Here is a 15,266-nt window from a genome sequence, read left to right as displayed (position 1 = left end):
ATAGCGATTTGGTTGGCCATGATACCGTATTCAGCCGAATGCCCTGTCTGAAGAGTTATTGTCAGTGGCGTGAGCCGTCAAAGGCGCGACCATTGGGCCCGAGTGTCTTTCTCTTCCAGCATCGTCAGTCGCGACATCTTACTTTGCAGTTGCCTGCATAGTAGTTTTTCCAGCTGGCGTAGGTCGCTTGGCTTCATCCAGACCATCGGAAAGATCGAGGGCTTTTCGTACACTTCTTCACGATGAGAACTTTCCGCTCCTCTTTCAGACAAAGAGGCTTGGCGGAAGGACCCAGTTTCAAACAATCAAGCGGGTACTGTGAAATCCAAGGTGCGGAAGGGCAACGCAGCGACTCCGCGCCAGAAAAATCACGGAACGATCATGATGGCGAAAATGCCGCCACGTCAAACCGACATCATGTCAGGATCAGACAAACCACAACTCCAGTGAATAGAACGACCCAGCCGCGCCAAAGCACATCGGCAGATTGGTCAATTTCCGCGGGCCCTGCCTCGCGCTTGCCGCGCGCCCACACCCAGGGAAAGTCGCGCATTTCGCCATTATAGCTTCGCGGCCCTGCCAAAGCCACATTCAGGCCCAATGCCATGGCCGCTTCTGGCCATCCCGCGTTGGGGGAGCGGTGCAGGCTGGCGTCGCGGCGCAGGGCGGCCCAATTTGGCCATCGGCGAAAGGCGATCAGAAAAACGATTGCGGTCAAACGCGCTGGAACCCAATTCAAAACATCGTCCAGACGCGCGGCGGCCCAGCCAAAGTCGCGCAACTCCGGTGTTCGATAGCCAATCATGCTGTCGGCCGTGTTGACGAGTTTATAGACAATGATCCCCGGAAGGCCGCCCAGTAAAAACCAGAAAGCAGGCGCAACAACCCCGTCCGAGAAATTCTCAGCAGCGCTTTCAATAGCGGCGCGGCTGATCGCCGGGGGATCCATGGCTGCGTTGTCACGCCCGACGATCAAGGCGACCGTTCTGCGACCGTCATTCGTCGATTTGCGCAAGGCCGTCGCGACGGCACGTACATGCTCGACAAGACTTTTCTGCGCCAACAAGATCGCCGCAAGAGTGATTTCAACGGCCCAACCGATGAGAGGCAGGTCCGCTAAAGTGACGCCGATCAAGGCGGCACCGACGACCAACGCGGTTACGACAGCGACGCCGCGGGCTTTGCGTGCGGAACCCTTGTTCAAGTTCTTTTCGCACCAACCAACCGCGCGCCCCATAACCACAGCGGGGTGCGGAGCACGGGACCACAGCGCGTCGGGTTCACCAAGGACTGCATCGAGCAGCATGGCGCACAGCAGGGCAACGGCGTGCACTTCCATTACAGCGCCTCCAGCCGGTTCCAACCTTCGGCACCGGGCAGGCCCAGACGAAGCCATCGGTCGGAATAGGGGAACACCCGCGACCAGATGTGCCGCTGTGCAAGCCGACCTTGCCACGCGGCGGCATTCTGCGTGTCGTAGAGGCGAAAAAGAGGGGTTCCGCCCACCAATTCCGCTCCGTTGCCGATCATCAGCTCGTCAAGTCGGGCGGAATCGGTTGCGAGTCGCGCGCGGGTTTCAACGGCCCAAGGCTTGTCTAAAAGGGCGGCTGTTCCAATAGCTTGCGCAGGCCCCGATAGAGGCCACGGCCCCAACCAGTCGGCAAGCTGGGCAACCAAGCGGGGATCCCCAATTGCAAAACCCAGCCGCGCCCCGGCAAGTCCCCAGAATTTGCCAAAACTCTTAAGCACTATGACACCGGAGTGTGTTGCACAGTGGATCAGACTGGCGTCTGGCGCGATGTCGCAAAAGCTCTCATCGATCACGGTCAGGGGAGCGCCGGCCAATTCAGACTCTCGCCACATGCGCCCGTCAGGATTGTTTGGGTTGACGATAACCTGTGCTGCGCCGCCGCGCTGCGAAACGTGCCAGCCTTGCGCCCTGAACGCTGCGGCGTGCTCGTTGTAGGTCGGTCCGGGGATGGCGACTTGTTCAGAAGCCGCGAGCGCCGGAATTCGGGCAATCAATGCCGACGCGCCGGGTGCTGCAAGTACCGCTGCCTCATCGGGGATATTCCAAAACCTGCGTGCCGCACTCTCTAGCTTGTCTGTGGCTGTGTGGTCGGGAAGCGCTGTCCAGGCGTCGGCAGGCATATCGGGGATTGGGTAAGGGACTGGGTTGATCCCAGTGGACAGATCGAGCCAATCACTGCGCCCACCGCCATAGGTGGCTGCCGCAGCGTCAATTCCGCCGCCATGATCCCGAGGCGCGGTGTCAGTCACGAGTCTGGCAGCGGCGGGTGGCGCGTGACGAAATGGCCTTTCACCTCGGCAGGCCATGTGCGGTAGGGAACTTGGCCCGTCTCGCTTTGGGCATGCAACTGAGCATACTGGGCGATGGCTTCGGCCACTTCCGGTGTCGCGTCGAACTTGCCCAAAGTATAGCAAAGCTTGTCCGCCGCCTGAATGGTGACGTTGCACGCGGCCGCACATCCCATAAGGCAACTATGCTGCCGAACAGAGACACCTCCCAAATCGCGGGCTGCGTCTTCGACCAGCGCCGCAAGCCTCTCACCGTCGGTGGTCTCGGTTCCCTCTTGCCACGTGTCGCGTTTGCAGGTGTTGCAGACTGTGATCCACGTTGTCATGCGCCGCTTTCGCCTTTTGTGTTCTGCTTGTGTTCTGTTGGTGTTAACCTAATCGCCATGACTCTTAACCACTTCTTAACGCTTCAGGCGCTTAACTTTGTGCATAGATTTTATCGTTGGACTTCGGACACGTCGGACTGAATGACTTTACTTATCGTCGAAAGCAACCCGCATTTGGCAGCGGTTTGGCAGCGCCATGTTGAACGCTATGGTCGGTCTGTCATCGTGGCCCATGACCAGAAGACAGCCGTCGGAGCATTGCGCGATGGTGGTATTTCTATCGTGATCTCAAATGTCGAGTTGGAAAACGGCAGCGCTTTTGCGGTAGCCGACTATGCCAGCTACCGCTGCCCGGATGTGCGCATTCTGTTCGTCACATCGGCAAGCTTTTTCTCGGATGGGTCGATTTTCAATCACGTAGCAAACGCCTGTGCCTGCGTTCCGGCAAGCAGCAGACCCGATGATATTGCCGCCATGGTCGAACACTATGCCGCCCGAACCTGATCGCGATAATGCGGCTGGGACAGGTCAAGCACTGGCCCAATAGGAACGATCCGGTTCGGATTGATGGTTTCGTGACTGAAGTGATAATGCCGGATGAAGTGGTCAAAATGGACCGTTTCGGCGACCCCCGGCCACTGAAACACCTCGCGGGTGTAGGCCCAAAGGTTGGGGTAGTCGACAATCCGGCGGCGGTTGCATTTGAAATGTCCGTGATACACGGTGTCAAAACGGATCAGGGTTGTGAACAACCGCCAGTCGGCCTCGGTCAACGCATCACCCATCAAATAACGGTTTCGCGTCAGGTGTGCTTCTAGCCAATCCAATGTCTCGAACAGCGGGTGCACCGCCGCGTCATAGGCGGCTTGCGTTGTCGCGAAGCCTGCCTTGTAGACCCCGTTGTTCAATGTATCATAGATGCGCGTGTTTACTTTTTCGATGTCATCGCGCTGTGCGTCGGGCCAATAGTCGTCAGCATTGCCCGTGATCGCGTTGAACGCGCTGTTAAACATGCGAATGATTTCCGCGCTTTCATTGGAAACGATTTGACCAGTTGCCGTATCGAACAAGATCGGCACGGTGACACGACCAGAGATACCCGGATCTACATCGGTATATACGTCTCGCAGGAACGTGCGTCCGCCCAACGTATCCCCGGTTGCACCGTCAAAGCCGGTGTCAAATGTCCAGCCGTCATCAAGCATGTCAGGATGCACCACAGACATGGCGATATGGGGCTCCAGTTCCTTGAGAGTACGGAAAATCACTGTGCGGTGCGCCCAAGGGCACGCATGGCTTACATATAGGTGGTAACGCCCGCTTTCCGCTTTGAAGCCGCCTGTTCCGCTTGGGCCTGGGGCGCCATCAGCGGTCACCCAATTTCGAAATTTCGATGTGTCACGTTCGAACGACCCGCCTGTCTTTTGGGTGTCGTACCAGTCATTCTTCCACTCGCCTTGAACCAGCTTGCCCATCTCATACTCCTCTTTTGACCCCTAAGTTAGGCAATTCTGATGCGTTTGGCGTCGCTGATAGGGGCGCATCCCCCCTGCGTCTGCGCACAACAGCGCATGTAGGCTTCGGTTTGAATTGGCGATTGCAGGGCGCGAATGGCTTGATATACCGGCGCAGACGACGCCATTCGGCCGGAGAGGTTGGCGGGACGTGGTTCCGACCCAAGCAGGGGGGACGCTTCCGCATCGTCAGGGACGGGCAGCACGCCCGGACTGCGGCATGCTCTGGCCCAAAAACGATCGGAGCGATGCGATGCGACATTTGACCACCACCACCGCCATTCTGGCCGCAACGGCCGTACCGGCTTTAGCTCACCCTGGCCACATGGCTGGTTTGGCAGGGCACGACCACTGGGTTGCCGGCGCCGCAATCGGTACTGCCATCGCGGTGGGCGTTTGGGGTGTATTGAAAGGTCGCCGTAAGTCCGGATCAAAACCGGCGAACGGCGATAAGGCGGATGCGTCGCCCGACGATTGCCGCGAGCCGCAGGAAGGCTGATCTTATGGACATGCCCCGCCCGAAAACTGGCGTGATGATCTGCGGTCATGGCTCGCGCAGTCAGTCCGCTGTCGATGAATTTGCCCAACTTGCCACCAAGTTGCCAGATTACCTTCCGCCGGATTGGCTGTGTGATTACGGATATCTAGAATTCGCCAACCCGGTGATCCGCGACGGGCTTGACCGTCTGCGTGACGCCGGATGCGAGCGGATTTTGGCGGTGCCGGGCATGTTGTTCGCGGCGATGCATGCCAAGAATGACATTCCCACCGTGTTGAATACATATTCCGCGACCCACGGAATTGACGTGCATTACGGCCGCGAATTGGGCGTGGACCCGAAGATGATCGCGGCCGCGGCGGCCAGAATCGAAACCGCGGTGGCGCAAGCAGATGCTGCGGATGGCCCTGTGGCGCGGCATGAGACCTGCCTTGTGGTGATTGGGCGTGGCGCATCGGACCCCGATGCAAACGGCAATGTATCCAAAGTGGCGCGCATGTTATGGGAGGGAATGGGCTTTGGCTGGTGCGAGGTCGGCTATAGCGGTGTGACCTTCCCATTGGTCGAGCCGTGCCTGAACCACGTCACCAAGCTTGGTTACAAGCGCATTGTCGTCTTCCCGTACTTCCTGTTTTCGGGCATTTTGATTGATCGGATCTACGGGTTCACAGACCGCGTTGCGGCAGCGAACCCTGATCTGGAATTCGTCAAGGCGGGTTACCTTGGCGACCATCCCAAGGTGCTCGAAACGTTTGCAGAACGCGTTACCGAACAGGTGGGCGAAGTGCCACCGCCGAACTGCGCCATGTGCAAATACCGGACCCAAGTTCTGGGGTTCGAAGCCGAAGTGGGCGCAGTTCAGGAAAGCCATCATCACCATGTCGAAGGGCAGGGGGCGAGTGCGCCAGGCTCAAACGTGACTGATTGCGCGCTGTGCGATACGTTCTGCACAGGGGAATGTCGTCTGGAGGCGACGGATCACCATCACCACGATCACCATCACCACGGGCATCATGATCACGGCCATGATCATCACCATCATGCGCCGTATCCTCATGCGCAGCATCCTCACGGCCCGGAAAGCGCGCGCAGGACAAAGACGTGACCCAGCGTTTCGCGGTTGACCCTGCTGCGCGTATTGCGAGGGCGCGCCAATGATGCGGTCCTACGAAAAAGACCCGGCGGCGATTTATGCTCAAAGCTTTGCGACCGTGCGCGCAGAAGCGCGGTTGGACAGGTTTGATCCCGCGATGCAGGCTGTTGCGATCCGCCTGATCCATGCCTGTGGGATGATCGATGTCGCGGACCGACTGGCGTTTTCCTTTGGGGCAGCCGAGGTTGGTCGCGCCGCTTTGGCCGCAGGCTCGCCTGTTCTGTGCGATTGTGAAATGGTGGCTGCCGGTGTGATCCGGCGCGCTTTGCCCGCGCACAACGATGTCATCGTCACCCTGAACGATCCGCGCGTTCCGGGCATGGCGGCGGATTTGGGCACAACGCGGTCAGCCGCTGCGGTTGAATTGTGGCGCGACCGGCTCGCGGGCAGCGTTGTTGCCATCGGCAATGCACCAACGGCTTTGTTTCACCTTCTTGAACTGCTTGAGCAGGGTGTTCCGGCACCGGCAGTGATCCTCGGGTTTCCGGTCGGTTTTGTTGGCGCAGCAGAATCCAAGGCGGAGCTTTCGGCACGGCCACGCGGTGCAGGGTTCATAGCGCTGCGCGGGCGCCGCGGCGGGTCTGCCATGGCCTCGGCTGCGGTCAATGCCCTTGCCGCTGGCCTTCCGGGAGAGCCCACATGACCAGTGCACAGACGCCATGGCTGAATATCATCGGGATGGGCGACAATGGGCTTGACAGCCTGCTGCCCGCCGCCCGAGCGGCCCTGAACGCGGCCGAAATCGTCATCGCGTCTGACCGGTTACATGATCTGGCGCCGGGGTTGTCTGCAGAACGGGTGACATGGCCGTCGCCCTTTGATGCTTTGCTTGGTAAGTTGCGGGCTCTTCGGGGGCGCCGTGTCGCTGTCTTGGCCACGGGCGATCCGCTTTGGTATTCGGTGGGCGCACGTATCGGGCGCGACATCGATACAGCCGAAATCGTATATCACCCACAACTGTCGGCGTTCCAACTGGCCTGTGCACGGCTTGGCTGGTCGCTGGCCGACGTCGAAACCCTGACAGCCCACGGACGCCCACCCGAACAGATTTTACCTTTCGTTGCGCCGGGCGCGCAGTTGTTGGTGCTGACCGCAGGGTCCGAAACCCCGACGCAAATTGCGCGGCTGTTGACCGATCGCGGCTATGGACCATCGGTGCTGACCGTTCTTGCCCATCTGGGCGGAGTTGACGAAAGCCGCACGACCGGGCTGGCCTCTGGCTGGGCGCGGGATGTGCCCGCCTTTCACGTGCTCGCGATCGAGTGTGTCGCGGACAGCGGTGCACAGGTGATCAGCCGTGTCCCCGGTCTGCCAGATGACATGTTCCACCACGACGGCAAGATTACCAAGCGCGAAGTGCGCGCAGTGACGTTGTCAAAGCTGATGCCCCAGCGAGGGGCCTTGTTGTGGGATGTGGGGGCGGGCTGCGGGTCCATCGGGATTGAGTGGATGCGTGCGGCGCCGGACGCCCGTGCCATTGGGATCGATCCTCGCGAAGACCGGCGCGACATGGCAATGGAAAATGCGATGGCGCTTGGGGTGCCGAAATTCGACATGGTGCTGGGGCACGCTCCGGCTGTGTTTGATGGTCTGCCTGCGCCAGACGCGGTGTTCATCGGCGGCGGTCTGTCCATGCCAGCAGCACAAACAGCGCTGGATGTATTGAAACCCCTTGGGCGTCTGGTCGCAAACGCAGTTACGCTGGAAAGCGAAGCGGTGCTTTTGGCGCTGCATGCCCGCCTTGGTGGAGAGTTGACGCGCATTTCGGTTGCTCGTGCGCGGCCCGTCGGAACGTTGACTGGTTGGGGGCCAATGATGCCCGTGACACAATGGAGCCTTCTTAAGAGATGACAACTGAAACTGGCACGCTCTACGGCGTTGGGCTGGGGCCTGGCGACCCTGATCTTATCACCCGCCGTGCTGCGAAGCTTATCGAAGGCGCAGATGTTGTCGCTTATCCGTCATTGGCGGGGGGCGACAGCTTTGCCCGTGCGATTGCCGCTGATCTGATTTCGCCAAGCGCCCGAGAAATCGTGATTGATCTGCCAATGACCAAGGATCGTGCCCCGGCACAAGCGGCCTATGATCTTGGTGCACAAGCAATTTCCGAGGTGTTGGACGCCGGACAAGATGTCGTTGCTCTGTGCGAAGGCGACCCGTTCTTCTATGGGTCGTTCATGTACTTGCATGCGCGGCTGACCCCAAAGTATCGCGTTGAGGTGGTGCCGGGTGTAACCTCTGTTACGGCGTGCGCAGCCCTTGCAGGTCTTCCGCTTGCGGCGCGCAACGAATCCATGACCATTCTGCCTGGCCCTTTGGAAGATTTCGCACTGACCGAGCGCATCCGGGCGGCGGACACGCTTGTCATCATGAAGGTGGGCCGTCATTTGCGCCGTTTGCGCGCGTTGCTGACCCATGAGGGTCTGCTGGATGGCGCTATTTATGTGGAACGCGCAAGCTTGCCTAATCAGCGGATATTGCCGCTGACCGAAGCGCCGGACGAGGCGCCGTATTTTTCCATGATCCTTGTGACGAAAGGGGCCGACCCGTGGCTGTGAAACCTGTGGTGCTGTGCATCAATCGTTCGGGCGAACCTGTTGCGAGGCGCGTGGCCGATCACCTTGGTGCCGCCTTGCATGGCCGCGAGGGGCGTGTTGATGCGCCTGATGTCGGTTTTGCCGATGCTCTGGCCCATGTGCGCGACTTGTTTGCGGCAGGTGTTCCGGTGGTCGGTGTCTGTGCAAGCGGTATCCTGATCCGCGCTGTTGCGCCGTTGTTGTCGGACAAACGGACTGAGCCGCCTGTCGTGGCCGTTTCCGATGATGGTGCCGTCGTGGTGCCGCTGCTTGGCGGTCACCGCGGCGCCAATCGGCTTGCGCGGGACATTGCAGCGATACTCGGCGGTGCGGCCGCTGTGACCACGGCGGGAGATGTTGCCCTTGGTGTCGCATTGGATACGCCGCCAGCGGGGTACAGGTTGGCAAATCCTGAAGACGCAAAGCCGGTCATGGCGGCACTGTTGTCTGGTAAGGGCGCGCAAATGTCGGGCGAGTCAGTGTTCGACCTTCCCCATGTGCCGACCGGTGAGGTGTGCATTTCGGTGACCGAACAACCGCAAAGCGGGAGCCCTGCGCAACTGGTCTACCATCCGCAACGGCACGTTTTGGGCGTTGGCTGCGCGCGAGGTTGCGACCCGGCAGAGCTTTGGGAACTAGCTCAGGCATCTTTGGCGCAAGCTGGGGTTGCTCAAGGGGCCGTTGCGGCGGTTGCGACTTTGGATCTTAAGGCTGACGAGGCAGCGATGAACGCCCTCGCCGCGCGGCTTGACGTCCCTCTGCGTCTGTTCACAGCGGCTGAACTCGAAGCGCAGGCAGACCGGCTTGCTACGCCGTCAGATGTCGTCTTTGCTGAGGTGGGGTGTCACGGCGTGTCCGAAGGGGCAGCGTTGGCCGTGGCTGGACCAGATGCGCAACTTGTTCTGCCGAAATCAAAAACCGCGAACGCCACCTGCGCCATCGCCCGGTCGCCGGATGTTTTGTCGGGGCCTCTTGCGGGGCGCGGACGTGGCCGGGTGTCGTTGGTCGGCATCGGGCCGGGGGATGCGGTATGGCGCACACCCGAAGCGAGCCGCATGGTCGCGCAGGCGGATGAGTTGGTGGGCTATGGGCTTTACATTGACCTTTTGGGGCCGATTGCATCGGGTAAGCCGCGCGCTGATTTTCCATTGGGCGGCGAAGAAGATCGCTGTCGGTATGCGTTGGAAGAGGCTGGTAAGGGGCGGAATGTTGCCATTATCTGTTCGGGCGATGCCGGCATTTACGCGATGGGCTCGCTGGTCTTCGAGTTGCTGTCGCGCGGTGACGGAGCGGGCGGTGTCACGGATGCAGCGCGCAGGGTTCAGGTGCTGAGCGCACCGGGCGTATCGGCTCTGCAGGGAGCCGCGGCGCGCGCCGGGGCACCGCTTGGGCATGATTTCTGCGCCATTTCGCTATCAGATCTTCTGACGCCGCGTGATGATATTCTGAAAAGGCTGAAAGCCGCAGCAGAGGGGGATTTTGTAATCGCCTTCTACAATCCGGTATCCAAACGCCGCCGGACTCTTTTGGCCGAAGCCCGTGATATCCTGCTGCGCCATCGCCCGGTTGATACGCCTGTGTTGCTGGCCAGCTCTCTTGGCCGCCCTGAGGAGCACCTGCGCTATCGTCGTCTGGATCAGCTCGATGTGGACGAAGTGGATATGCTGACGGTCGTGCTGGTCGGCTCTAGCCAATCAAAGCTGCTTGAAACCGGCGACGGCACGCGTCTTTTTACCCCGCGCGGTTACGCCAAGAAGCTTGTTGAACTAAGCGCCTAGAAGTTTCGCAGGGCGCGGTTCGGTTGCCCTGCGACGTCAACACCTCTAAATCAGTGCGCTTTTTGCGCGGTGTCAAAGGCCGCTTTTTGTGCGTCGGTGGCCTCGGTCTGGTATTTTTCTTTCCACTCGGAATAGGGCATGCCGTAGACTTCCGTTCGGGCTGTTTCCTTTTCCATCTCAAGCCCACGCTCGGCGGCGGCTTCCTGATACCAGCGACTCAAACAGTTCCGGCAAAACCCCGTCAGGTTCATCATATCGATGTTTTGCACATCTGTGCGTTCGGCCAAATGATCGCGCAGACGGCGGAATGCTGCGGCTTCTAGTTCGGTTTTGGTCTGGTCGTCCATCGTGAGGTCCTTTCGCTTCTGTCCCTTCCTATATGGTGTGTCCGGCGCGGCAAAAAGGGGGGGGGCTGGTTCCAACTATTTTTGTCGATCTGCGCAATCTGGCCGCTTTGGGCAACATTTCGCGCTTAAAGGGTACATCGGAGGGGATTGGCAGCGCTGTGGTTGAAGTTTAGCGTAGGCGCAGAGAAATTGGGCATCACGTCACCTGACTGTCGAGTGAACGTCACAATTATGGCTCTTAATCGCACAAGACAGGATCGGTGGTTGCCGTGTTCGGCAAAATGCGCGAAATGACTGTCAGTTTGTTACCGCTATCGGTTATAAAATGTTTTCGGCTTTCGCGGCACACTATGCCGAGCCGACATCCAGGGAGGTTTCCATGCACCGGAACCGCAGTATCAAGATCGTGGCCACATTGGGCCCGGCATCCAACGACTATGAAATGATCAGCGCCTTGTTCGAAGCCGGGGCCGATGTGTTTCGCCTTAACATGAGCCATGGCGACCACGCCGAAATTGCCGAGCGACACGCGATTATCCGCAAGGTCGAAAAGGAATACGGGCACCCGATCGCAATTCTCGCCGACCTTCAGGGGCCAAAGCTTCGATGCGGCGTGTTCGCGAACGGGTCGGAAATGTTGAAGGTCGGGCAGGAATTCCGCTTCGACCTTGATCAAGCCGAAGGCGATAGCTCGCGCGTGAACCTGCCGCACCCCGAAATTTTCGAGGCGCTGGAGCCTGGTGCGACGCTGCTCGTCAATGACGGCAAGATCCGTGTGAAAGTGGAAAACTGTGGCGCGGATTTCGCGGATTGTAAGGTTGTCGCCGGCGGTGAAATTTCCAACCGAAAGGGCGTGAACGTTCCCGATGTCGTTCTGCCGCTTGCTGCGCTGTCTGAAAAAGATCGCCGTGATCTGGAATTCGTTTGCGAACTGGGTGTGGATTGGCTTGCTCTTTCCTTTGTCCAGCGTGTCGCCGACGTCCAAGAAGCGCGCGCGTTGGCGCAGGGCCGCGCGGCGGTTTTGTCAAAGATCGAAAAACCCGCAGCCGTGGATGCATTTGAAGAAATCCTTGAGGCGTCTGACGGCATCATGGTGGCGCGTGGTGATCTGGGTGTGGAACTTCCGGTTCAGAATGTGCCACCGATCCAGAAAATGCTGATCCGCAAATGCCGTAAGGCAGCCAAGCCGGTCATCGTTGCGACACAGATGCTCGAGTCGATGATCGACAGCCCGATGCCCACACGGGCCGAAGTGTCAGACGTTGCGACGGCGATCTATGAGGGCGCAGACGCGATCATGCTGTCGGCTGAATCCGCAGCGGGATCGTTCCCCATAGAAGCGGTCAAGACGATGAACAACGTTGCCGAAGAGGTAGAGCGCGACCCGAATTATCGCAACATCCTTGAATCCTCTCGCGAAGTGGTGCGGAGCACCATTGCCGACGGTATGGTGGCAGCGGCACGGCAACTGGCAGAAGCGTCGGGCGTCAAGGCGATCTGCTGTTTCACGCATTCCGGCGTGACAGCGTCGCTTGTGGCGCGTGAACGCCCGGCAGTTCCGATCATTGCCCTGACGCCGTTCGAACGGACAGCTCGGCGTCTGAGCCTTGTTTGGGGTATGAATTGCGCCGTTACCGACGAGGTTGAACGGTTCAAAATGGCTGTGGTCAGCGCGGCGCGGGCCGCCCGTGCGATGGACATTGCCGGACCGGATGATTTCATCGTGGTAACCGCCGGGGTGCCGTTCAATACGTCCGGGACAACGAACATCCTGCGCGTGGCGCCCTGTGAAGAACGTCTCATCTTTACGGCGGAACCCGGCTGATGGGATTTGGGCGGCGCGGCTTTTCCTGCGCCGCCGAATTGATATCTGTTGTGGTGGGGTCTCTCACCGCGGCAACCTTTGAAAAGTAAGGCGATCCGGCGCAAACCCCTGCAAATCCCGGTCTATGAACCGCGGGTCCGGGCCTCCCGCCACATCCCCTCAACTTGACAGTTGCGCGTCCGGCCAAGCCGGTTTATACGGCGCGCTCTATCGACCGCGTGACCGGCCAGAGTGGCATGCCGAGTCGCGGGAAAACCGCCCATGTGGAAGGAGCTGGAAATGCCCAAGATGAAGACGAAATCGAGCGCGAAAAAACGCTTTAAGGTGACGGCCTCTGGCCGCGTCGTAGCAGGCCAGGCAGGCAAGCGTCACGGCATGATCAAACGGTCTACGAAATTCATTCGTACCGCACGCGGGACCACAATCCTGTCGAAGCCGGACGAGAAGATCGTCAAGTCCTACATGCCCTACGCCCGTTAAGGAGAGCCTGAGATGTCACGTACCAAAGGGGGCACGGTCACCCACGCCCGCCACAAGAAAATCACTGACGCCGCCAAAGGTTACTACGGCCGTCGCAAGAATACCTTCAAGACAGCCGCACAGGCCGTCGACAAGGCGAACCAGTACGCCACGCGCGACCGTAAGAACCGCAAGCGCAATTTCCGCGCTTTGTGGATCCAACGGATCAATGCAGGTGTTCGCGAATTCGACGTAACGATGACCTATTCCCGGTTCATCAATGGTCTTTCGCTGGCCGGTATCGAAGTGGATCGCAAGGTTCTGGCCGATCTGGCAGTGAACGAACCTGTTGCCTTCAACGCGATTGTTGAAAAGGCACGTGACGCGCTGCCAGCTTAAGCCGCGTCACAGACCTGATTGATGATGCCGCCGTTCGGATTTGTCCGAGCGGCGGTTTTCTTTTGCTTAGGGTCTGAAGTGCGCGGTGCTTAGGTTGAGCCCCGAACGTTGCCTTGATCATGGGCCTGTCAATCGCGCGGCGGAACAGAACATCCTGCTTGCACCGCGGGCCGTGCTGCAAATCGTGCCAGATAGGCCTGAACATTGGGCAAGTCCCTGATGCCGGTTACGTCACCCGCTTTATAGGTTTTTTCGATGGCGGTGAGCCACGGCCCTATGGCGATGTCGGCAATGGTGAATTCCCCTGTCATCCAATCGCGCCCAGACAGTTGCTTTTCCACAACGGCAAGTAGGCGGCGCGCCTCGCCGATATAGCGTTCACGCGGGCGGGCATCTTCAATTTCAGATCCCTTGAACGCATAGAAATACCCAAGTTGTCCCAGCATCGGGCCAACCCCGCCCATCTGGAACATCAGCCATTGTAAGACCTCGTATCGTTCTGCAGGCGTGTTGCCGATCAGGGCTCCCGCCTTTTCCGCCAGATAGATCAGGATCGCGCCGGATTCGAAAAGTGCCAGCGGCGCGCCGTCGGGACCGTCGGGGTCGATGATCGCGGGGATCTTGTTGTTGGGGTTGAGCGACAGGAAGGCGTCGGATTTCACATCCGCGTCCGACAACGTGACCTTGTGCGCTTCGTAGGGCAGGCCCAGTTCCTCCAACGCGATGGATACCTTCACGCCGTTCGGGGTCGGGAAGGAATAAAGCTGGATGCGGTCGGGATGCTGTGCGGGCCAGCGGGCGGTAATCGGGAAGTCTGAAAGGGCTGACATGGATTTTCCTTGTTGGCTTGATCCTTACAGATAAGTCCCGAAACGCGTCACCCCAAGGTCATCGCCTGTGCGTGAAGTGGGGTGCCCCTGTTCAAGGGCGCGCAGCATTTCTGCGCCTCACAAAAGCAAAACCCCCGGACAAGCGTCACGGGGGTTTCGTGTAGGACGACACGTGCCGTCAGTCTGCGATGTCGAAGCTTCAGAGAAGCCCTTCGCGCTGAGCTTTCTTGCGTGCGAGCTTACGGGCACGGCGAATCGCCTCTGCCTTCTCGCGCGCTTTTTTCTCGGACGGCTTCTCGAAATGCTGCTTGAGCTTCATTTCACGGAAAACGCCTTCGCGCTGGAGCTTTTTCTTGAGCGCACGGAGCGCTTGATCAACATTGTTGTCGCGGACACTGACCTGCATGTGGTGTCACCACCTTTCTAGGTTAAAGATTGCATGAATTGCAGGAAGTGGCCGTATAGCAAAGGCCACCTAGTTTGTCCATACAGCCAACCAAGGCCAACAACCGGTCCAACGCAGGAGAAATCATGACCCAGGATGCTTCCCAGCAAGACACAGTGACCGCCCGCCTTTTGGGCGCAATCACCCCGCATGTCCCTTTTGACGGGTGGTCGCACAAGGCGTTTCGCATGGCGAGTGCGGATGCAAAGATTGATCAGGCAACTGCCGATGCTGTGTGCCCGCGCGGCGCTGTCGATCTTGCCATTGCCTATCATAAAGCAGGGGATGATGAGATGGGGCGTCGCCTTCGCATGGCTGACCTTAGCGAAATGCGGTTTCGCGACCGGGTCGCGGCGGCCGTCCGGTTCCGGCTTGAAGCGGTAGAGGACAAGGAATTGGTGCGCCGGGGCAGTACTTTGTTCGCGTTGCCGATGTACGCGGGGGATGGCGCAAAGCTGGTTTGGGGCACGGTTGACCGGATATGGGATGTGTTGGGTGACAAATCAGAAGACTACAACTGGTACACAAAACGCGGAACGTTGGCCGGGGTCTATTCTGCAACGGTTCTGTATTGGCTGGGCGACGATAGCGACGATCACGCCCGGACATGGGCGTTTCTGGACCGCCGGGTTGATGACGTGATGCAGATTGAAAAGGCAAAGGCCAAGGTGCGGGAAAACTCCCTTCTCAAACCGCTTCTGTCTCGGTCCGACTGGGCGCTGGGTTGGATAAAGGCCCCAAAAAAGACGCCACGCTCCGACATGCCAGGTTCTTGGCAAAGGCCGTAGTGACTTTC

Annotated in this window: 18 protein-coding genes; 11 read left to right on the top strand and 7 right to left on the bottom strand. The window is 59.3% G+C overall.

Annotated features, from left to right (window positions below):
- Nucleotides 1-415 precede the first annotated feature (415 nt).
- From cbiB to E2L05_RS08270, 3 genes are read right to left on the bottom strand one after another with little or no spacing between them, the layout of a single operon-like run.
- Nucleotides 416-1,339 (bottom strand): adenosylcobinamide-phosphate synthase CbiB, encoded by a 924-nt coding sequence (cbiB, locus tag E2L05_RS08280; RefSeq protein WP_133342449.1) that lies wholly within the window; start codon nucleotides 1,337-1,339, stop codon nucleotides 416-418.
- Nucleotides 1,339-2,280 carry a threonine-phosphate decarboxylase CobD gene (gene cobD / locus E2L05_RS08275; protein WP_243721913.1) on the bottom strand — a complete coding sequence of 314 codons (942 nt, stop codon included), beginning with the start codon at nucleotides 2,278-2,280 and terminating at the stop codon, nucleotides 1,339-1,341. The genes cbiB and cobD overlap by 1 nt, the downstream gene beginning before the upstream one ends.
- Nucleotides 2,277-2,645 (bottom strand): DUF1636 family protein, encoded by a 369-nt coding sequence (locus tag E2L05_RS08270; protein ID WP_133342447.1) that lies wholly within the window; start codon nucleotides 2,643-2,645, stop codon nucleotides 2,277-2,279. Before E2L05_RS08270 ends, cobD begins: the two co-directional genes overlap by 4 nt.
- 141 nt (nucleotides 2,646-2,786) lie before the next feature.
- Between E2L05_RS08270 and E2L05_RS08265 the strand changes: the two genes are divergently transcribed.
- On the top strand, nucleotides 2,787-3,149 hold the full coding sequence (locus E2L05_RS08265) for a response regulator (RefSeq protein ID WP_133342446.1): 363 nt from the start codon (nucleotides 2,787-2,789) through the stop codon (nucleotides 3,147-3,149).
- Here the strand turns inward: E2L05_RS08265 and E2L05_RS08260 are convergent.
- Entirely contained in the window at nucleotides 3,131-4,120 is a 990-nt protein-coding gene (locus tag E2L05_RS08260; RefSeq protein WP_133342445.1) for a glutathione S-transferase family protein, read from the bottom strand. The two genes, E2L05_RS08265 and E2L05_RS08260, sit on opposite strands and share 19 nt — an antisense overlap.
- 292 nt (nucleotides 4,121-4,412) lie before the next feature.
- On the opposite strand from E2L05_RS08260, the gene E2L05_RS08255 reads away from it, so the two are divergent.
- The 6 genes from E2L05_RS08255 to cobJ are packed head-to-tail and all read left to right on the top strand — an operon-like array spanning nucleotide 4,413 to nucleotide 10,165.
- Nucleotides 4,413-4,658, top strand: coding sequence for a DUF6732 family protein (locus tag E2L05_RS08255; protein ID WP_133342444.1), 246 nt, complete (start codon nucleotides 4,413-4,415; stop codon nucleotides 4,656-4,658).
- A 10-nt stretch (nucleotides 4,659-4,668) separates the two neighbouring features.
- Complete coding sequence (locus E2L05_RS08250; protein ID WP_133342476.1) at nucleotides 4,669-5,763, top strand: sirohydrochlorin chelatase; 1,095 nt, start codon at nucleotides 4,669-4,671, stop codon at nucleotides 5,761-5,763.
- Nucleotides 5,764-5,815: 52 nt separating this feature from the next.
- Nucleotides 5,816-6,454, top strand: coding sequence for a precorrin-8X methylmutase (locus E2L05_RS08245; protein WP_133342475.1), 639 nt, complete (start codon nucleotides 5,816-5,818; stop codon nucleotides 6,452-6,454).
- Nucleotides 6,451-7,662: a precorrin-6y C5,15-methyltransferase (decarboxylating) subunit CbiE gene (gene cbiE, locus E2L05_RS08240; protein ID WP_133342443.1), complete on the top strand. Its 1,212-nt coding sequence runs from the start codon at nucleotides 6,451-6,453 to the stop codon at nucleotides 7,660-7,662. Before E2L05_RS08245 ends, cbiE begins: the two co-directional genes overlap by 4 nt.
- On the top strand, nucleotides 7,659-8,369 hold the full coding sequence (gene cobI, locus E2L05_RS08235; RefSeq protein WP_133342442.1) for a precorrin-2 C(20)-methyltransferase: 711 nt from the start codon (nucleotides 7,659-7,661) through the stop codon (nucleotides 8,367-8,369). Before cbiE ends, cobI begins: the two co-directional genes overlap by 4 nt.
- Nucleotides 8,360-10,165 carry a precorrin-3B C(17)-methyltransferase gene (gene cobJ / locus E2L05_RS08230; RefSeq protein ID WP_133342441.1) on the top strand — a complete coding sequence of 602 codons (1,806 nt, stop codon included), beginning with the start codon at nucleotides 8,360-8,362 and terminating at the stop codon, nucleotides 10,163-10,165. The genes cobI and cobJ overlap by 10 nt, the downstream gene beginning before the upstream one ends.
- 50 nt (nucleotides 10,166-10,215) lie before the next feature.
- Here the strand turns inward: cobJ and E2L05_RS08225 are convergent, their stop codons facing one another.
- Nucleotides 10,216-10,512 (bottom strand): DUF1244 domain-containing protein, encoded by a 297-nt coding sequence (locus tag E2L05_RS08225; protein ID WP_133342440.1) that lies wholly within the window; start codon nucleotides 10,510-10,512, stop codon nucleotides 10,216-10,218.
- A 379-nt stretch (nucleotides 10,513-10,891) separates the two neighbouring features.
- Here E2L05_RS08225 and pyk point away from each other — a divergent pair, with 379 nt between their 5' ends.
- The 3 genes from pyk (at nucleotide 10,892) to rplT (ending at nucleotide 13,195) form a co-directional block, all read left to right on the top strand.
- Nucleotides 10,892-12,337, top strand: coding sequence for a pyruvate kinase (pyk, locus tag E2L05_RS08220; RefSeq protein WP_133342439.1), 1,446 nt, complete (start codon nucleotides 10,892-10,894; stop codon nucleotides 12,335-12,337).
- A gap of 279 nt (nucleotides 12,338-12,616) precedes the next feature.
- Nucleotides 12,617-12,817: a 50S ribosomal protein L35 gene (gene rpmI, locus E2L05_RS08215; RefSeq protein ID WP_133342438.1), complete on the top strand. Its 201-nt coding sequence runs from the start codon at nucleotides 12,617-12,619 to the stop codon at nucleotides 12,815-12,817.
- 12 nt (nucleotides 12,818-12,829) lie between these two features.
- Nucleotides 12,830-13,195, top strand: a complete 366-nt coding sequence (gene rplT / locus E2L05_RS08210; protein WP_133342437.1) for a 50S ribosomal protein L20 — start codon at nucleotides 12,830-12,832, stop codon at nucleotides 13,193-13,195.
- A gap of 128 nt (nucleotides 13,196-13,323) precedes the next feature.
- Here the strand turns inward: rplT and E2L05_RS08205 are convergent, their stop codons facing one another.
- Both E2L05_RS08205 and rpsU read right to left on the bottom strand, forming a co-directional pair.
- On the bottom strand, nucleotides 13,324-14,025 hold the full coding sequence (locus E2L05_RS08205) for a glutathione S-transferase N-terminal domain-containing protein (RefSeq protein ID WP_133342436.1): 702 nt from the start codon (nucleotides 14,023-14,025) through the stop codon (nucleotides 13,324-13,326).
- Nucleotides 14,026-14,224: 199 nt separating this feature from the next.
- Complete coding sequence (gene rpsU, locus E2L05_RS08200) at nucleotides 14,225-14,431, bottom strand: 30S ribosomal protein S21 (RefSeq protein WP_005614280.1); 207 nt, start codon at nucleotides 14,429-14,431, stop codon at nucleotides 14,225-14,227.
- Between the two features lie 125 nt (nucleotides 14,432-14,556).
- Here rpsU and E2L05_RS08195 point away from each other — a divergent pair, with 125 nt between their 5' ends.
- Entirely contained in the window at nucleotides 14,557-15,258 is a 702-nt protein-coding gene (locus tag E2L05_RS08195) for a COQ9 family protein (protein ID WP_133342435.1), read from the top strand.
- Nucleotides 15,259-15,266 lie beyond the last annotated feature (8 nt).

It is taken from the genome of Meridianimarinicoccus aquatilis (assembly GCF_004358675.1).
GTDB classification, from domain to species: domain Bacteria; phylum Pseudomonadota; class Alphaproteobacteria; order Rhodobacterales; family Rhodobacteraceae; genus Meridianimarinicoccus; species Meridianimarinicoccus aquatilis.
The sequence above is the reverse complement of the archived record's forward strand: the minus strand, read 5'-3'. Positions and strand labels throughout refer to the sequence as shown.